The organism is Moritella sp. 28 (assembly GCF_018219435.1).
Taxonomy (GTDB): Bacteria; Pseudomonadota; Gammaproteobacteria; order Enterobacterales; family Moritellaceae; genus Moritella.
The window spans coordinates 2,594,771-2,612,024 of the sequence record NZ_CP056121.1 but is presented as its reverse complement, the minus strand read 5'-3'; the positions used below and the strand labels follow the sequence as shown (position 1 = coordinate 2,612,024).

Here is a 17,254-nt window from a genome sequence, read left to right as displayed (position 1 = left end):
ATTTTATTAGGAACTTAATCATGAAACAATTTATTCAAAATTTACCAAAAGTAGAACTTCATTTACACATCGAAGGTACGCTTGAGCCAGAGCTTATGTTCGAACTTGCCGCACGCAATAATATCGATATTCCCTTCAAGTCATTCGAAGATGTGAGAGATGCTTATAATTTTCATAATCTGCAATCATTTTTAGATATCTATTATCAAGGGGCGAATGTATTAATCACAGAACAAGATTTTTTCGATCTTACCTGGGCTTATCTAGTCCGTTGTAAACAAGACAATGTTGTTCATACCGAGGTATTTTTCGATCCACAAACACACACCGAACGCGGCATTAGTTTTGATACTGTTGTTAACGGCATTCATAACGCCTTATCAACAGCTGTTGAAGAACTCGGCATTACAAGCCAATTGATAATGTGTTTTTTACGTCATCTCGATGAAGAGTCGGCATTTATAACATTAAATAAATCACTTGAGCACAAAGATAAGATCGTCGCCGTCGGGTTAGATTCGTCAGAAAATGGTAACCCGGCCAGTAAGTTTGAACGTGTTTTTAAAGCCGCGATTAATGAAGGTTTCTTAACAGTTGCGCATGCTGGAGAAGAAGGCGAGGCGAGTAGTATTCGCGATGCATTAGCGCTGTTGAAAATTACGCGTATTGATCATGGTGTACGGTGTTCTGATGATGAGATGTTAGTTAAAGAGTTAGCAACACTGCGAACGCCGCTAACAGTTTGTCCGTTATCAAATATCAAGCTTAAGGTATTTGAAAAAATGGAAGAACATAACATCGTTGAATTATTACGAGAGAATGTATGCGTTACGATTAATTCTGATGACCCGGCATACTTTGGCGGTTATATGACAGATAACTTCATAGCAGTGAGTAATGCGCACGACATGTCAAAATCAGAAATCGCACAATTTACTTTTAATGCCATTGAGGCCAGTTTTATTTCAGAGGATGAAAAAGAACGTTTAGTTGCAATGAATACAGCCTATTTAGCACTGAATCAATAATAAAATCCCCGTAGAGGTGTTACTTTTACGGGGACTTAAATATGACTGTGTTTATATACAGTTGTATTTTAAGCTAGCTTAAATCGATACTTATCTTCTTAAAACCAATCTTTTGTGCATTCGCTGCTGCGGCATCAATACTCTTAAATGCACGTGGTGTATTTGATTCTTCACGTTGCGACGTCATCACATGTACATTCTTATTTGTCGTGTTTGCAATTAAGATATAACCGTCCATTAATGGTGCGCGTTTTATAGTGACCGCTTTAAGACCACCATTATCAAACAAAACTTTCAATTCTTTGAGTTCCAAATCAATATATACCGTTGATTAAATGAAATGATAGGTACGTATTATACAATCAAAAACAACAAACGAACAATCAAATATTAAATTTGATTGTTCGTCATTCGTTTTAAATTAGTGATTTAGTTTAGTGTATGTATTTGAATTAATAATAGTTGTAGTATGGTGAGGTCTTTATCATGCAATCAACATAGATATGCTCTGCCATACTGTCGATCGTCCTTGGGAGTCCAGTAATTCGAGCACGAACTCCAGCATCAACTAGTCTTTGCTTAATAATATTTAATTGCAATTCGACTGGTTTATTTCTCGATTCCATACCAAATGCCTTAACTGACTCATTAACACAGTATTCATAATCTGGATTTGTTTGGTTTGTATTTGCATTTGCAGTACTTGCTGAAAGAACTATCGCCGGTATCCATAATGATTTAATTATTACTTGCTTAATATTCATCTCTTCGTCCTTGTAGTTTGAGTTTTAAAGCTAATTACCATACGGTTAGCAGTGCATGTATATCTATACATATCATTAGCTTACAATATTTTTTTTGCTGTTTTGTTACAATAATGAATATTTATAAGAGTTACATAATAAAATTGTTTATGGAGTGACTTACATCTTATTTTGGGGGGGGGGCAGAGTGATGCTGAAGCGGTTTATAATTTACTTTTCACATGACGTAAATGATTTCAGAGGATGAAAAAGAACGCTTAGTTGCAATGAATACAGCTTCTTTATTGAACAGAGTAAAAGAACATATTATACAATCAAACTCAAGTATTAACCAATCAAATCAGGAATTTGATTGGTTAATTTAAACCATAACAGGCTTGCTAAGGGGGGGCAACCGATGGTATATAGCTAATCGTTTGTGCTTATTAATTTATGAAGTTCGCCTACACGGCTTTTGTTATTTAATGTCACAAACCAATTAGAATTTTGGCTCATCATGACTAGACTATCAATACCATTGCAATTATCTGGAGTGACATTGATATTGTCTATTGAGTAAGTTGTAGAAATATCAAGAAATGTACTTCCAGCACCTTTAACTAACTTACCAGTCACGTTACAGCTTGAGGTCGAAATTTCCACATTTGAGTTATCGATTGTCATGCGGACATCATTATCATCTTTCCAAGTGCCAGCTACAGACGTGACCGGAAAATCTTCTAGAGTGCTACGAGACATATTACCTATCGTATCAGCGCCAAAACTATGGCCATCCCACTCGAGACTTAATGGGGATGTACCTGTTATGTTTATTTGAACAGGTACAAACTTATCTTTATCTTGGCTATTAGGCATTTTGAAATATGCTATCGCCAATATCAATGATTGATCTGTTATCTCCTTATCTTTATCGTCAGATAATATGCCAAAAGAAACTAACTTTCTAGTTTTTACAGTATCCGAACTAAAGTCTTTATAGCTAAATATTGCTGGTTTCGTTTTATCTTTTTGAGAAACCATTAAAAATGCTTCCTGACCATCCACTTTATACAAATCTGATTGGATGACTATAGGTTTAGTTGGTGAGACAACTTTAGTTGAAGTGCCACCACCACCACCACCACCACACGCAGATAATAGGATAGTAGTTGATGCAAGTAGTACACATTTAAAGATCGTCTTCATTTTATTACCTGTTTAAATATAATTATCAACAACAGTCATGAAAACAATGTAAGTAATTTTCTTATGACTTTTGCTTTACGCGTAAAGAAAGCGTCGGGATTATATTCCTCAAAAATTAATATAACAATAAATAATAGCGCTATATATCGAATCGGTATAATAGAATTAATCTTATAATTCTATTATCTAATGTCCATAAATATGTATTTCTAAGTAATTATAACAGTTATAAGCACCTATAATTGATTTGTTAAAGCATGTGTCACACATATAGTGGGTTATTATTTGAGTGGTATTTTAGAAGTGATTGTTTGTGTTTATATTTTAGATGTAAATAGTCCGGTTGATACTATTAACCGGACTATTAATTATTTAAAAAGAGGGGAGACTTATTAAATTAGTTATTTATCTCTTTTGAAACCAGTACACCTTCTTTGCTGTAATCTTTGATTTCGCCAGATTTAACTCGAGCAATAAACGAATGTAGCTCTTTTTTCACCACTGGCATTAAGAAATACAAACCGATGATATTGAAGATAGACATTGCAAAGATAGCCGCATCAGAGAAATCAATTACAGCGCCAAAGCTAACACTTGCACCTATGACCACAAAGCCACAGAACATAATTTTATAGACAAGTTCCGTAGTTTTGCCTTCACCGAACAGATATGTCCAAGCTTTAAGCCCATAATAAGACCATGAAATCATTGTTGAGAAAGCAAACATCACCACCGCCACAGCAAGAATATACTGGAATATATCTGCCGTTTCAGTAAATGCTGCAGCTGTAAGCGTTACGCCACTTAGCTCGCCGTTGTTCATACCTGAAATTGTGATAACTAAAGCCGTCATGGTACAAATGATCACGGTATCAATGAATGGTTCAAGTACTGAAACTAAACCTTCAGTCACAGGCTCTTTGGTTTTTACTGCTGCATGCGCAATGGCTGCTGAACCCACACCGGCTTCATTTGAGAATGTCGCCCGTTTCATACCTTGGATTAATGCACCAACAAAACCACCGGCAACACCAGCACCAGTGAAGGCACCTTCGATGATTTGTGCAAATGCATCACCAATCATAGATGCGTTAGATACCAACACAATAACCGACATGCCTATATATAACAGAGCCATTGCTGGAACTAATTTACTTGTTACTTTCGCAATTGATGGCATACCACCAATAATAACCGAGCCAACCATCATCGCTAAAATAACGCCTGTAACCCAGCCATAGCCGTCAGGTATACCCAGAGCTTGTACGATCATTGCGTTCGCTTGGTTGCCTTGGAACATGTTGCCGCCACCGAGCGCGCCTAAAATAGTCATAATTGCAAAGCCGACAGCCAGGAATTTACCTAGACCAGCAAAACCACGTTCTTTTAAACCTCGGCTCAGGTAATACATTGGACCACCCGATACTTCACCGTTTGGTAGCTCGTTACGATACTTAACACCAAGTGTACATTCACAGAACTTTGAAGCCATACCAAGTAGGCCACACAGGATCATCCAAAAAGTGGCTCCAGGACCACCAATGGCGAGCGCTGCACCAACGCCAGCAATATTACCAAGTCCGACTGTACCAGAAAGTGCTGTTGTTAAGGCTTGGAAGTGAGAAACCTGGCCAGGTTCGTTCTTGTTCGGATCTGTGAAGTCACCTTTGACGATCTTAACCGCTAAACCAAAACGTTTGAACTGAACAAAACCAAAATAAAATGTGAAAATAATAGCCGCAATAAATAACCAGCCTACAATTATGGGGAAGTTTGTCCCATTAACAGGAACTGAGGTGAAAATAGTGTTAGCAAACCAACTGAGGTTTTCATTAAAGAACTGATCAACAGCCTTATCAAACCCGACTGGTTCACTGGCGGCAAAAGCCGAAGAGGTAAACATGCTTAATATTACAGCAAAGTAGCAACTAACCTTAGAGATCATATTCAATTCCATCCATGTTTTATCTGATTTAAGCGATACCAATAGAATAATTCACTATTCAATATGGTATTTCCCGCTCCATGGCAAAATAAATTAGCAATAAATAAACATTTACTCAACAATCGGCGTTAGCATGTGGTGGTGCCTTGCGCTGCAAAAAAGTTAAATTACCAGCGTTATGGACTGCCAATCGGTGCGATCACCAGTTAATGCCACTGGTAAATGTTGTGTGGCGGATGATATGCGATTAACATCATGTTGATTACAATTTGTTAACTTTGTCACCTTTTTTCAGCATATTACTCTAAAATAGTTAGTTAATTTGGACGTAAGTACTTACAAGTGGTTAGTCAGTTTAAGTTCTTAAATCTGGTTTTTTAAAGGCTGAATTATACTTAATATACAAATTATCAGATTGCCTGATCCTGTTTTATTCATCGATATTTATAGCTTAATTCGCCTCTAAAATTGATTAAATAACGTATAATTAGTACGGCGTTATTATTTTAGTGACACATCTCACCACGAGAATGATTTTGATTTGCAATTGATATCAATTCTCATTAAGATTGATTTATCTTATAAATTTGAGGTCGATTATGGAATTGCAGCAATGCTGGATGCGTTATCTGAGGGCTGAAGAGCTAATGGAACAGGGCCATTGGCCTGAAGCTCATCAACTATATGGGGAGGTTTTAGACAATCTGCCCATACATATTCATCAGGCTTTAGAAAACGAGCATATTAAACCATGCCAGTTTTCATGCTTGTTATTAGGATTAAGAGATGCCACTGTCGCACAGTCTGAAATTCTCAATCAAATGGGGCAGCAGAAACGCGCATTTGCAACATTAAACCAGTCTTATGCGCTATTTCAATTTATTTCTCTTGAAACAAGTGATCTTGTTCAACGAACAATGACACTTATCGATAATAAAAGTGAAGATATTTTACGCCATATGGCCGCTTTTTGTCACGCTCAACATGATGATCAGTGGATGCTTCAATACGAGCATATCCAAAAAGCGCATCATCACTTTGCTAAGTTAAGAGTGACCTCAGACTCACACCATTCAACGCATCTCTTAAATTGATAAGGACCTATCATGCTAAACCAACCTATTCTTCAAGTTCGTAACCTTTCCGTCAGTTTCACAACCAATGACGGAATGGTTGATGCGGTGAAAAATGTTAACTTTGATTTGAAATCTGGTGAAACGCTGGCTATTGTCGGCGAATCGGGTTCGGGTAAGTCAGTATCATCCAATGCTTTGATGAGCCTATTACCGGATAATGGGACCGTCTCATCTCAATCTAGCATTATTTTTGAAGGCCAATCGATCTTAGATAAAACAGAACGTCAAATGCAATCTATCCGAGGCGACCGTATTGGCATGATATTCCAAGAGCCGATGACCTCTCTGAACCCATATTTAAGGGTAGGAACTCAGGTTGCTGAAGCCATGATCTGCCATCGAAAAGTATCGAAGAAGCAGGCTAAAACACATGTTTTGGAACTTTTTACTCTCGTTCGTTTACCAAATCCAGAGCAAGCTTACAGTAAGTTCCCACATGAATTTTCAGGCGGTCAGCTGCAACGTATTATGATTGCAATGGCACTTATCAATGAACCTGACATTTTAATTGCCGATGAACCGACTACTGCGTTAGATGTTACGGTACAGGCAGAAGTTCTGGATTTAATTAAAGAGATCCAGAAAAAAATGGGCATGGCTATTTTGTTTATTACACACGACCTCGGCGTAGTTAAACACCTTGCAGACCGAGTACTCGTGATGTGTAAAGGTGAGATCGTCGAAGAAGGAGAGACCAGACTACTTTTCCGAGAACCACAGCATGAATATACAAAAATGTTGATAAACTCGATCCCGAAAGGTCAAAAACAGCCAATCAAAGCAACGGCGACAGAGCTGCTTAGCGCTGAAAATATTCACGTTCATTACCTGATTAAATCTCACTTCATCCCAAGTAAGTGTGAATATTTTGAGGCGGTGAAGGGAATTTCACTCACACTGAAGCAAGGTGAAACCTTGGGTATTGTCGGTGAGTCTGGCTCAGGTAAATCGACTCTAGGCCGGGCTATCATTGGCTTGTTACCCTTTACAGGTAATCTCTCCTATAAAGGTCAAGATCTCAATTTACTCACTGATAAGGAAAAATTTGAACTCAAAAAAGACGTACAGATGGTTTTCCAGGACCCGTACGGATCTTTGTCTCCGCGTATGACAGTTGGCGAAATCATTACTGAAGGATTAAGGGTGCACAAACCTTTGATGTCCAAGCAGGAACGCTTACAAAAAGCCTGTCTCGCGCTCGAAGAGGTACGCTTAGAACCAAACTCAATCAATCGTTATCCGCACGAGTTTTCAGGTGGTCAGCGTCAACGAATTGCAATTGCGAGAGCACTGATCTTGAATCCGTCTTTTATTTTATTGGATGAACCTACCTCTGCGCTTGATCGCTCTGTTCAGCTCACCGTGATTGACTTACTTAAAGAGATCCAGGTAAAACATAACATTGGTTTCATCTTCATCAGCCATGATCTTTCAGTCGTCAAAGCATTATCTGACCGGGTATTAGTGATGCAAAAAGGCTGTGTTATGGAGCAGGGAACGGCTGAAGATATATTTCATAATCCTCAGCATGATTACACTAAAAAACTGATTAATGCTTCCTTTGACTTGGATGAAGAACCGGTAGAGGTGGTCGCTTAAGGTGTATTAAATCAAAAATAAAATGCCCCAACTCTGGGGCTATACGAAACCCTCTAACGGCCTAACTTTCGATAGCTCCTATCACTAACGATCTCGTCAAATATTGTAAATACAGAGCCTGCTTGTTTACACTGAATGCTACAAGGCCCTTGACGAGTTGGACTACACTTTCAACATATATTGCGGCTAATGACGTCGATAATACACTAATAGGGATCTTCATTGAGCAACCGTCTAAAGCGTTTGCTAATTTAACCGCCATACAATTAGCAAGTTTTGTTTTTAGTTGTAATAATGCTTGTGGCCAATCTTTATCGAGCTTAAAATTCATCGGGCGTCTAAAATTGCTATTATTAGAAAATATATTCAGCATATAACTTACAGAAGGGCGAGCCTCATTAGTTAACCAGTCATCTTTACTCGTTAAATCCTGAAGTAATTGATCAAAAATACCGTCATGCATGGCCAGTAACACTTCTAATTTACGTTGGTAATATCGATAAAAGGTTGTCTTGCCAACATCAGCTTTCTCAATAATCATCGCAACAGATATATCGCAATAATCTTTTTCCCTCAATAATTCGGTAAAAGCCTTAACTATGCGTTTTTGACTACGATTTAATGTTAATTTTTCTTTCTGCATAATATTTACTTGGTTAAACCTAAAGTCACTTCATATCAAAAATATTTTAACGTATTTAGCAAATAAGTTAACTATCCGCGTGGGACGTTTACCCTAAATAGTTCCATTTGGAACATATTTACTACATTGTATCTGAAAACTTGAGTGTAAATTTGTAAAACTACAGCTAAATAAACAAATATGGAAGGCATAATGAAAGAGACAGATAACAGACGTAATTTCTTAAAAACAGGTCTAGCTTGTTCTATGGGGCTAGGTGTAATGGGCACAAGTTATTTTACCAGTGCAGCACAAAACAAACCATTACTGGCACATAAAAATGCTAAACAGAATCTTAGTACGACTAAGCTCAATGTTGGCATATTTTTATATCCAAATATGACCATGCTGGATGCTTATGGCCCCTTGCAAGTATTAGCTTTAGTTCCAGAGTTAAATACGTTTACGTTTGCAAAAACATTCGGGCTTTTACCGTGTGATGCAAAAATACAGCTACTCCCTAACTATGGATTCAGTAATTGTCCTCCCATCGATATTTTGATTGTGCCAGGTGCAGCTAACCCTGCAGAACAAATGCAGGATGAAGTTGTTATTGAATTTTTACGGCGCGTAGGAAGTAACGCTAAGTATGTCACTTCTGTGTGTACGGGAGCATTGATCTTGGCCAAAACGGGTTTAATAGATAATTATCAAACGACTATACACTGGGCATATGCCGAGGCCCTAAAGGCTTTCCCTAAGGTTACATATGTCGATAGTCGGGTTGTCATTGATCGTAATCGTATTAGTGGTGGCGGTGTAACTTCTGGTTTGGACTTTGCTTTTAGGTTAATTGGCGAAACTGTTGGAGAAAACCGCGCTAAAGCGATGGAATTACTACTTGAGTATGATCCGCAGCCTCCTTTTAACAGCGGTGATCACAATAATGTTGCTCCCGATTTAAAACGAAAAGTTCAAGAAAAGGTTTACGATATTGCTGCAGAGTTATTTTAATTGGTAACAAGGAATTACAAACATTGACAAAGCAATGATTGCCTTAAAATTTAAAAATAATTAAAATTGATACCGTTTAATAGTAAGCCAAATATAAAAAGAGTTAGTTATGTTGAAAAAAATATTCGTTGCCGTATCGACTGCATCACTTGTTGCTTGTGGTGGCGGAGGCGGCGATCAAACACCACCTCCAGCTAAACCTAAAGTTAGCGTACCACAAATGTCTTTATCGGCGGTTAAAGGTAGCGTTGCTAATCCAGATAGTTCAGCGACAAAAGCGTTAGCTGGGTATGCAGCAATGCCACTCACTGACTCGTTTGATGCTCGTTTTAATACCACAAATTGCAGCAGTGCGCTTAGTCTTTTCAACATCTACTCTTTAGGCTGGTCCGATAAATTTAAAGGTGGGCTTACACCGAAACAGATCTTAGATATGAAAGGCTTCTATGGTATTAGTGGGGCTAACGGTATTGTAGATTATTCCGCTTATAGTAAAGAAATGATCGAAGCTAAAGACTGGATCAGCTATTTCTATTACGGTGCTAACTTTCAAGACTGTGAAGCTAGACGTGATAAGGAATACGACAGTATTAATAAAGAAAGTAACGACATTACTGAGCTACGTTATCAAACGCATACAAAAGCAGAAGCGAAAGATAACACACCAGAACAGACCCGAAATAACTATACGGCCTGGCAGATAGATAAAACAAATAACACCCTTGTTGGTCTTATTAGTAATGTTACTCACTTCACCAAAGATGGCGGTAAAATCAAAGAACAGCTGAAGAGTTACCGATGGGATACAGGTCGCGCTGTTGATTCTATTTCTATTGGTGATATGTTCGTTAATAGCTATTTCTTAGAGTCTATTGACAATAGCACGCTAGATTATCAGGTGGTTGGCGGAAAGGTTATTGATAAATATGCAAAGCCAAAGAGCACAGATATAGACCAATACTACGCGGTCAATTTAATCTCAGCTCATTTCCCTGGTATTGGCACACAAGTAAATTGGTGTGTTCGTGGCAGCCAATTTGTAAAAAATAAAGAAACACCAATTACAGCTGAAAAATACAAAGAAATCATTGATAGTGGCGATCTTGATACTGCTTACTGTGACCCGTTTGATGCTAAGGTTGGTCAAGTTCGTTACTACGATACTAAGGGTAAAAAGCTAACTGATAGTTCAAGTATTGCAACTGAACTAAAAGCTAAACTAGCATCAGGCAATGTTGTTAAAGATAAGCTCGATGAATTAGTCAATAACAAAAAACTGTACCTTGGTAAGTCACAACAAGAGTACTTTCAAGATCTGTCTTTATCTAATCAAGTCGATCAAATTAAAGTAGATCTTAAGCCTTAATCATAGCTTAGATCTATAGCTGAACGTAATCGAAGGGTTCATCCTACGTGAGCCCTTTTTAGTTTAAAACAACAAAGTATTTCCAACTTCATTTCTCAGTTATAAAACCCCATCTTTTGCATTTTAGTAGCGAATCCCTCTGAACTTAAAAATCTATATTTCACATTGTTTTCAAAGGCTTAGTGTTAATTTAAGAATATTCATATTTATTATTGATTAACTCCAGTATACCTTACCTATATAGCTCTTTTAATATTATAAAAATAGCAAGGTTAAAACTTATGTTAGTAGGAGTGATCATAAATACCATCATACCAATTTAGAGTGTTTTAAAATGGATTAGCTTCGCTATTATAGAGTCGTTCTTAAAATAAATCATTCGAGAACGGCTCTTATTCACTAATACAACTAGCCTAATATACTGTAGCTAGAATACAAACACTTATAAGGATATATAGTTTGAAAATTAATAATATAGCTAAGATATGTATAATTTCTGCCATCGCAGTTTCATTTAACTCTGTTGCAGCCCCTAATCATTGGAGTGGAAGCATTGACGGTATCGGGGATAAAGTGTTGCCCACTGGTATAATAAATAAACTGTGTAATGATATTGACGGTTGTGAACTAAGATTTATATCTAATAAATTATCATCAGGTGCTACGGAAAGAATCAATTTAGGACATATAAATTTTGGCGCTAAAAATGATTCATTGGATAGCACCTCTTTTTATTTTAAAGAACTAAATTCTAGTTCTTCATATCATGTGACTTTAGGAGATGGTGTGCTAGCTCCATTTAACTTCTGGGGTAAAAATTTAGAATGTAAATTACAAGATGGACTCGGTGATATTCAAGGCTCAGGCCATCAGACTGACCCAACGACGTACGAAAATAAATTATACCTATCGAATAGGGATGAAGATACTCAGTGTATTGTAATGATTAGAGATTAGAGATTAGAGATTAGAGATTAGAGATTGTTAAAAAGGCTTTAACGGCTTCCCAAGATGATTCTAAGTCGTTAAGGCCTCAAACCGTTAATTTAGCGACTTTACAACCAATCATCTTCATCGCTATAATGTATTAATCATTTCTACTGGAGCTAACGCCATAATGAACAACTAACTTCCTGACATCCAATTAATATCATCATTTGGACACTCGGGGTTAGTGGGCGTTACTTTCGTCATCTCTTATCTTGCAAAAATTGCATATATTATCGTAATTGAATTTCTATTTATCTACGATGATCGTATCTAAGTAACGTCTTGCCAATCTATCTTTATAGAAAGGCGAACCCCTATTACATTTTATTACGTAAAGGGAGGCATTTTCATGCCTGTATTAAGTACACATCAACTGTCATTTCAGCTCGATACTGGGGAATGGCTATTTCAAAATTTAAACTTCAGCTTAACCAGCCGTCTTACAGGATTAGTGGGGCGAAATGGCATTGGAAAATCAGTATTCCTTTCTCTATTAATGAGGAAACTAACCCCGGTTAACGGTTATGTAACGAGCCAAGGTAAAATTGCTTATTACTCACAATTATCTTCTCACCTTTTGGATGGGGACTTACGTATTGCGGACTTCTTAGGTATTAGCAATAAACTATTGGCTTTGAAAGCGGTTGAACAGGGATATTGTTTGCAAGAATATTTTGATTTAATTGGAGACGATTGGGATATAAAAAATAAAACAAAACATACATTAAAAAACCTCAAGATCGACCCTAATCTTAATGCGTATTGCCATACTTTGAGTGGAGGGCAATTAGCACGCCTACAACTGTATCAATTGTTTAATTCGGACGCCGAAATATTGTTGCTAGATGAACCGTCTAATCATCTTGATTATGAAGGTAAGCAATGGCTAATTAATCAACTTAAACAATTTTCAGGACAAATACTTCTGGTGAGTCATGATAGAAGTTTGTTAAGTCATGTGGATGGTATTTATCAGTTAACGAGTCTAGGTCTCGGATTTTTCAAAGGGAATTATGATGCCTATTCAGCGCAATCCTCTACACAGGCTGAAGCATTAGAGAGACAAATTACTCACGTTAAAGCAGAACAAAAAAGGGTGGAGCGTCAAGCACAAACGAATAAAGAGAAGGCCCTGCAACGGGAACGTCATGGTAATAGAATAAGGAAATCGGGTAGCCAACCTAAGGTTCTGATGGATGCGAAGAAAGATAAAGCAGCACAAAGCCGATCTGCGGCAGTGATTAATCAACAGAATCATTTACAACGAAATCAAGAAAAATTACGTGTTATGGAACAACAGAAAGAAGTGTTGAAACCACAAGTGTTGTATCTGCAACAAGCAAGTCAAATTAAGAAGAGAAGATTATTGAATATCGAAAATTGTCAGTTGTATTATGGCTCTGGGAAACCGGTTTCACTCATTCTATTTCACGCTGATCGGTGTTATTTAAATGGCGCTAATGGATGCGGAAAATCAACTTTATTGAAAGCAATACAAAATAACCACTTAAACTATTCTGGTGTAATAGAACTGAATGTAAAAACAGTATATTTAGATCAACACTTTGGATTACTGAAGCTTGAAGAATCCATGCTAGATAGCTTAATTAAAAGCAGTGAAGAACTGACTGAAAATACTGCCCGGGTTTTACTTGCTGGGATTGGGTTTCGGCGCGACTCTGTATATCGAAAAGTAGCTCATTTAAGTGGAGGTGAAAAAATGAAGCTATCAATGCTGGTGGTTAGTCACCTTACTCATTCACCTTTATTACTGCTAGATGAGCCAGATAATCACCTAGATATTGAGTCTAAACAAACCTTGGCAGCGGCATTGAATGCTTATAAAGGGGCATTCATTTTAGTCAGTCATGATGAGGATTTTATCGCAGAGGTTAGAATAAACAAGTATATCGTGATGTGATCTTATGATATAGCAAAGCCAACACAGCGGTGAATAAATATTGAAAAGATGGTAAATCGTTAGGCGTTACCATCTTTAAAAAATTAATTTATAACATGAACTTAGGACCATTAAACGTGTTAACTGGATTACCACGTTCGAGATCCCAGTGCTGTTGCCAACGCTGCTTTTCTTGTTTTGTCATATCATCTAATTTTTTAGATTCAATTTTTTGAAATAGTAATGCTTTGGCCAAACGCTTATTTGCATGCTGACTGCGTTCGCTCTCTATACGGACTGATAAGCCGGTAGCGATATGAGTTGCTCTAATTGCGGAATCTGTACAATTAACATGCTGTCCTCCAGCACCTGATGCTCTACAAGATTGAAACTTAATTGTTTGATCTAATTGTATTTCATTTACTTCGAACATTTTACCACTAAAGAACCAATTTTTACGTTTGTGCTTGGGGCGATAAGGACTTTGACAAACCCATTGCATTACACCTTGCCAAGATATTGCAATTGCTTTTGCTTGGGCTTGACTCTGATTATCGCCAAGTTGGATTAATACTGATTTATAGCAGCCTGATTTTGAGGTTTTAGTGATATCAATAACATCAAATTTAAGTTTATCAATATCACATTGCTTTTCAATCGAACGAAAAGCCAAACCAACGGCTTTACTACATTCCAGTGGCCCTTGGCCTGCTGATAATTGCAATAATATCATGATGAACAATCTCCATTTGTTTTGAAAGTGAGTACTGGGCGTAGTTTTGCAATTATCTTAACTAATCCAGCATCGACCATATCTCCGACAACACTGGCACAATCCTTATAGGCCTGTGGTGCTTCATCATAAAGTAATGTTTTATTGCCACAAATAACATGACTGCCTAGTGCTGTTCTAATCATATCATTACGCTTGTATTTATGGCTTAAACGTCCTTGGCATTCACCACGCTTCCATTTTCTTCCTGCACCATGTGCTAATGAAAACAAGCTTAAGTTTGATATATCAATATTTGATAAAAGTGGCTTTACAAGGTAAGTGTAGTCGCCCCGGGAACCTGGTATTACCACGCAGCCTTGATCGCTCGGGGTGGCACCTTTACGATGTAACCAGCCAGATTTCCCGTTGATATTTTTGGGTGACACCAAATTATGGTTTATATCAAGGATACAATGACCTTGAGATTTAATTGCTGTTAAGAAGCGTTGTGCAATGAGCTCTCGATTAAGCTCTGCCCAGCGTACAGCTTCATTGTGCTGTGATAAATAATGCTCGAAATCAGGACCGTGTGTTACAAGACCATCGTGATTACACTGTGTTATATGTTCAACTAATATAGATTGACCAACCCCCCTAGAACCTGAATGAACAAGTAGCTGTAAGTGCCGCTTGTCTAATCCCAGAGTATCGAATATTTGTTGATCATAAATGTCTTCAATAGCCTGAAATTCAGCAAAATGATTACCTCCTCCAATGGTTCCAAGGGCATAGTCAAAGTTTGATGTCTTAATTGATTTGTCATTTTTCCTGGCTTCAATCGTGGAAGACCAACTTTCGTCTAGTGGCAATTCAATGTTGGCAAACCGCTTTGATAGTTTGGGTAAGTTTATTTTTGATACTTTTGCTGACGTTTGCCAAAGTGACATGCCACAGCCTATATCATTACCTACTAATGCTGGATAAATTTTGTTTTGAGTGTAAAAGGCTGCACCAATTGGGTAACCTCTACCTGGGTGTAAATCAGGCATACCTGCAGCTTGAAGCATGCCTGATAAAGTTGATGTTTTAACAAGCTGTTCGATCGCAAGGCCTTCAATCCAAGTATTTTTGGATGCAATAAGGCTAATATTGTCAGTAATTTTTTGGACGGATTTGCCCATAATACCAATTCCTTTAAATAGGATTTAAACGTAAAACGAATTGGCAGGTCTGGTGTTTTTGGTGTGAACTGAAAAACAGATATTAGGTATTAGACTTTCTTAATGTAATAAGAAATAGCTAAATAAACCCGCTATCGGATAAGACCTGCAAAGGATGTCGATGTAATTGTCATAATATTTCTCCTTTACAGTTGAGTGGGGAATTTAAATAAATAGATTTTAACGCGGAGATGATAATCGGTTTACTATAATAATGCAATACTATTATTTTCAATTAGTTAGTAATAATAAAAGAGTTAGTGCATATTTTTTTATAAAGATGATTTTTACGTAGTGCTACGTAGAATCTGAATGAGCAATCAGTATCCTAGTCAGCAAAATTCACGTAGGAAGGTTTCAATTAAATATATGTAACAAACACTTACAAAATCTTTATTGCGCTTTAATTGTAAAATAATTAGAATGCATGCTGTTAATAGTAAGCGTGCATCGAAGTATATGGGCATCATCTATTTTTGTAATGTTTTTATCCTACCGAATACACCTAGATGATGATTATGACCTCGGTGATTCAATTGAAAAATAAAAAGAGTTAATCATGTTGAAAAAGATATTCGTTGCTGTTTGTAGCGCATCACTTATGGCTTATGCCGGTAGTGGAGACGATGCTATAACTCCAACAAAAAAATCATCAAAACATGAAGTATCAATTCCTAATGACGCAGCTTGTACTCCAGAAGAAACTGTCAGGGCTGTGAAAGATTCAAAGCCACTCGCAATGGACATTGAAATACATGGGGCGCGTTTTGGTGGGCATACTCTATATGGACAGTATAAATACTTTGATTTAAACAACGACCCTCAAACTAGTAGTCTATTTGAATGGAGCGTGATTAAAAATAACCTTGATACTGTTGTTAGCCGAGAGCAAAGTTACACTCTACAAATGAGCGATGAGGGTAAAGGTAATCAAATTCGATTCTGTGTTACAGCATTGAATGCAAAAGAACAAGGCGATATACAATGTGTTACTGAAGATATTGCATGGTTTGAAGGGTTCGGTGAATTTAAAGAAGGCGGGGTGATAACCCCTTATTTAGTAGGCTATCCTAATTTTAAACTTTCATATTGGAAGTCAGCGTCCAACATGTTGACGGCCGCAATTGCATTAGATCTTATACATAATAAAGTAAAACCATTAACTATCGATACTGCAGATCCTAGCTTTAGTAACCTATATCCAATTTCGCTTTGTGTGTCACTCGATCATAACATTCAAAATGATGATGATATTTGTCGAGAAATGAAAGCGAGCAGCAATCTAAATGGCGGAATGGTATTTGACTTTAATGATACTAGCCGAGTCGCAATGAACTACAAACGTGAAGTCAATGTGACGGTCGCAGGACAAAAATATCGTATTCGACGTCCATATACATGGGCCGAATTTCAAGAATTGAATTTAGATAAAAATCCCGAATTCCTTTCAGCCGAGCCAAGTATCATGCGTGAAGGATTCAATACGGTAAAGGGGGTTAAAATGACACCGATACAAGCCAATAACTTTTGTTTACGAGCCTACGGTGCCCCAGGGCTGATTAGTTCATCCATTAATCTTAGTGACGGGGTTATTCCGTCAGGCAGGCACCAATGGCCGATTTATCTTGCGTTGCAAACGTATGTAACAAAAGAGCCTAATGGTAAGTTTGTTATTGATTCGAATAAACACATGCCTGCAGATATGAACAGTAAGTATGCTTTTGCTTGTATGGCTGCGGTTCCGTAGAACGTATAAGCGCTGTCATAAGG

Annotated in this window: 15 protein-coding genes; 8 read left to right on the top strand and 7 right to left on the bottom strand. The window is 37.4% G+C overall.

Going from position 1 to position 17,254, the window contains the following annotated elements; translation table 11 throughout:
- Positions 1–20: 20 nt before the first annotated feature.
- Positions 21–1,028 carry an adenosine deaminase gene (locus tag HWV02_RS11685; RefSeq protein WP_211687855.1) on the top strand — a complete coding sequence of 336 codons (1,008 nt, stop codon included), beginning with the start codon at positions 21–23 and terminating at the stop codon, positions 1,026–1,028.
- Positions 1,029–1,101: 73 nt separating this feature from the next.
- On the opposite strand, the gene HWV02_RS11680 is transcribed toward HWV02_RS11685, so the two are convergent.
- The 4 genes from HWV02_RS11680 to HWV02_RS11665 all read right to left on the bottom strand — a co-directional run bounded on the left by HWV02_RS11680 (position 1,102) and on the right by HWV02_RS11665 (position 4,922).
- Positions 1,102–1,326, bottom strand: a complete 225-nt coding sequence (locus HWV02_RS11680; RefSeq protein ID WP_255550293.1) for a plasmid replication protein RepB — start codon at positions 1,324–1,326, stop codon at positions 1,102–1,104.
- A 154-nt stretch (positions 1,327–1,480) separates the two neighbouring features.
- Positions 1,481–1,792, bottom strand: a complete 312-nt coding sequence (locus tag HWV02_RS11675; protein WP_211687853.1) for a hypothetical protein — start codon at positions 1,790–1,792, stop codon at positions 1,481–1,483.
- A gap of 408 nt (positions 1,793–2,200) precedes the next feature.
- Positions 2,201–2,977: a hypothetical protein gene (locus HWV02_RS11670; protein WP_211687851.1), complete on the bottom strand. Its 777-nt coding sequence runs from the start codon at positions 2,975–2,977 to the stop codon at positions 2,201–2,203.
- 397 nt (positions 2,978–3,374) lie between these two features.
- Positions 3,375–4,922 (bottom strand): sodium:alanine symporter family protein, encoded by a 1,548-nt coding sequence (locus HWV02_RS11665; RefSeq protein WP_211687849.1) that lies wholly within the window; start codon positions 4,920–4,922, stop codon positions 3,375–3,377.
- A gap of 599 nt (positions 4,923–5,521) precedes the next feature.
- On the opposite strand from HWV02_RS11665, the gene HWV02_RS11660 reads away from it, so the two are divergent.
- Together HWV02_RS11660 and HWV02_RS11655 are read left to right on the top strand one after the other, a co-directional pair.
- Positions 5,522–6,016, top strand: a complete 495-nt coding sequence (locus HWV02_RS11660) for a hypothetical protein (RefSeq protein ID WP_211676001.1) — start codon at positions 5,522–5,524, stop codon at positions 6,014–6,016.
- A 12-nt stretch (positions 6,017–6,028) separates the two neighbouring features.
- Positions 6,029–7,657 (top strand): ABC transporter ATP-binding protein, encoded by a 1,629-nt coding sequence (locus HWV02_RS11655; protein ID WP_211687848.1) that lies wholly within the window; start codon positions 6,029–6,031, stop codon positions 7,655–7,657.
- A 61-nt stretch (positions 7,658–7,718) separates the two neighbouring features.
- Here HWV02_RS11655 and HWV02_RS11650 read toward each other — a convergent pair whose 3' ends face one another.
- Positions 7,719–8,300: a TetR/AcrR family transcriptional regulator gene (locus HWV02_RS11650; protein WP_211687846.1), complete on the bottom strand. Its 582-nt coding sequence runs from the start codon at positions 8,298–8,300 to the stop codon at positions 7,719–7,721.
- Between the two features lie 192 nt (positions 8,301–8,492).
- Between HWV02_RS11650 and HWV02_RS11645 the strand changes: the two genes are divergently transcribed.
- From HWV02_RS11645 to HWV02_RS11630, 4 genes are all read left to right on the top strand, one after another.
- Positions 8,493–9,293, top strand: a complete 801-nt coding sequence (locus HWV02_RS11645; RefSeq protein WP_255547167.1) for a DJ-1/PfpI family protein — start codon at positions 8,493–8,495, stop codon at positions 9,291–9,293.
- 109 nt (positions 9,294–9,402) lie between these two features.
- Positions 9,403–10,659 carry a hypothetical protein gene (locus tag HWV02_RS11640; protein WP_211679915.1) on the top strand — a complete coding sequence of 419 codons (1,257 nt, stop codon included), beginning with the start codon at positions 9,403–9,405 and terminating at the stop codon, positions 10,657–10,659.
- A 459-nt stretch (positions 10,660–11,118) separates the two neighbouring features.
- Positions 11,119–11,616: a hypothetical protein gene (locus tag HWV02_RS11635; RefSeq protein WP_211679913.1), complete on the top strand. Its 498-nt coding sequence runs from the start codon at positions 11,119–11,121 to the stop codon at positions 11,614–11,616.
- A gap of 382 nt (positions 11,617–11,998) precedes the next feature.
- On the top strand, positions 11,999–13,570 hold the full coding sequence (locus tag HWV02_RS11630) for an ATP-binding cassette domain-containing protein (protein WP_211679910.1): 1,572 nt from the start codon (positions 11,999–12,001) through the stop codon (positions 13,568–13,570).
- Positions 13,571–13,658: 88 nt separating this feature from the next.
- On the opposite strand, the gene prfH is transcribed toward HWV02_RS11630, so the two are convergent.
- Positions 13,659–14,282, bottom strand: coding sequence for a peptide chain release factor H (prfH, locus tag HWV02_RS11625; RefSeq protein WP_211679907.1), 624 nt, complete (start codon positions 14,280–14,282; stop codon positions 13,659–13,661).
- The gene (locus HWV02_RS11620; protein ID WP_211679904.1) at positions 14,279–15,445 is read right to left on the bottom strand and encodes an RNA ligase RtcB family protein; all 1,167 of its coding nucleotides are present in this window, start codon (positions 15,443–15,445) and stop codon (positions 14,279–14,281) included. Before HWV02_RS11620 ends, prfH begins: the two co-directional genes overlap by 4 nt.
- A gap of 598 nt (positions 15,446–16,043) precedes the next feature.
- Between HWV02_RS11620 and HWV02_RS11615 the strand changes: the two genes are divergently transcribed.
- Complete coding sequence (locus HWV02_RS11615) at positions 16,044–17,231, top strand: hypothetical protein (RefSeq protein WP_211679901.1); 1,188 nt, start codon at positions 16,044–16,046, stop codon at positions 17,229–17,231.
- The last annotated feature ends 23 nt before the right edge of the window (positions 17,232–17,254 follow it).

Bases quoted from the DNA above. Each gene is read 5' to 3' on its own strand.
- HWV02_RS11685 (WP_211687855.1), top strand. From the start codon at position 21: ATGAAACAATTTATTCAAAATTTACCAAAAGTAGAACTTCATTTACAC.
- HWV02_RS11675 (WP_211687853.1), bottom strand. From the start codon at position 1,792: ATGAATATTAAGCAAGTAATAATTAAATCATTATGGATACCGGCGATA.
- HWV02_RS11670 (WP_211687851.1), bottom strand. From the start codon at position 2,977: ATGAAGACGATCTTTAAATGTGTACTACTTGCATCAACTACTATCCTA.
- HWV02_RS11665 (WP_211687849.1), bottom strand. From the start codon at position 4,922: ATGATCTCTAAGGTTAGTTGCTACTTTGCTGTAATATTAAGCATGTTT.
- HWV02_RS11660 (WP_211676001.1), top strand. From the start codon at position 5,522: ATGGAATTGCAGCAATGCTGGATGCGTTATCTGAGGGCTGAAGAGCTA.
- HWV02_RS11655 (WP_211687848.1), top strand. From the start codon at position 6,029: ATGCTAAACCAACCTATTCTTCAAGTTCGTAACCTTTCCGTCAGTTTC.
- HWV02_RS11650 (WP_211687846.1), bottom strand. From the start codon at position 8,300: ATGCAGAAAGAAAAATTAACATTAAATCGTAGTCAAAAACGCATAGTT.
- HWV02_RS11645 (WP_255547167.1), top strand. From the start codon at position 8,493: ATGAAAGAGACAGATAACAGACGTAATTTCTTAAAAACAGGTCTAGCT.
- HWV02_RS11640 (WP_211679915.1), top strand. From the start codon at position 9,403: ATGTTGAAAAAAATATTCGTTGCCGTATCGACTGCATCACTTGTTGCT.
- HWV02_RS11630 (WP_211679910.1), top strand. From the start codon at position 11,999: ATGCCTGTATTAAGTACACATCAACTGTCATTTCAGCTCGATACTGGG.
- prfH (WP_211679907.1), bottom strand. From the start codon at position 14,282: ATGATATTATTGCAATTATCAGCAGGCCAAGGGCCACTGGAATGTAGT.
- HWV02_RS11620 (WP_211679904.1), bottom strand. From the start codon at position 15,445: ATGGGCAAATCCGTCCAAAAAATTACTGACAATATTAGCCTTATTGCA.
- HWV02_RS11615 (WP_211679901.1), top strand. From the start codon at position 16,044: ATGTTGAAAAAGATATTCGTTGCTGTTTGTAGCGCATCACTTATGGCT.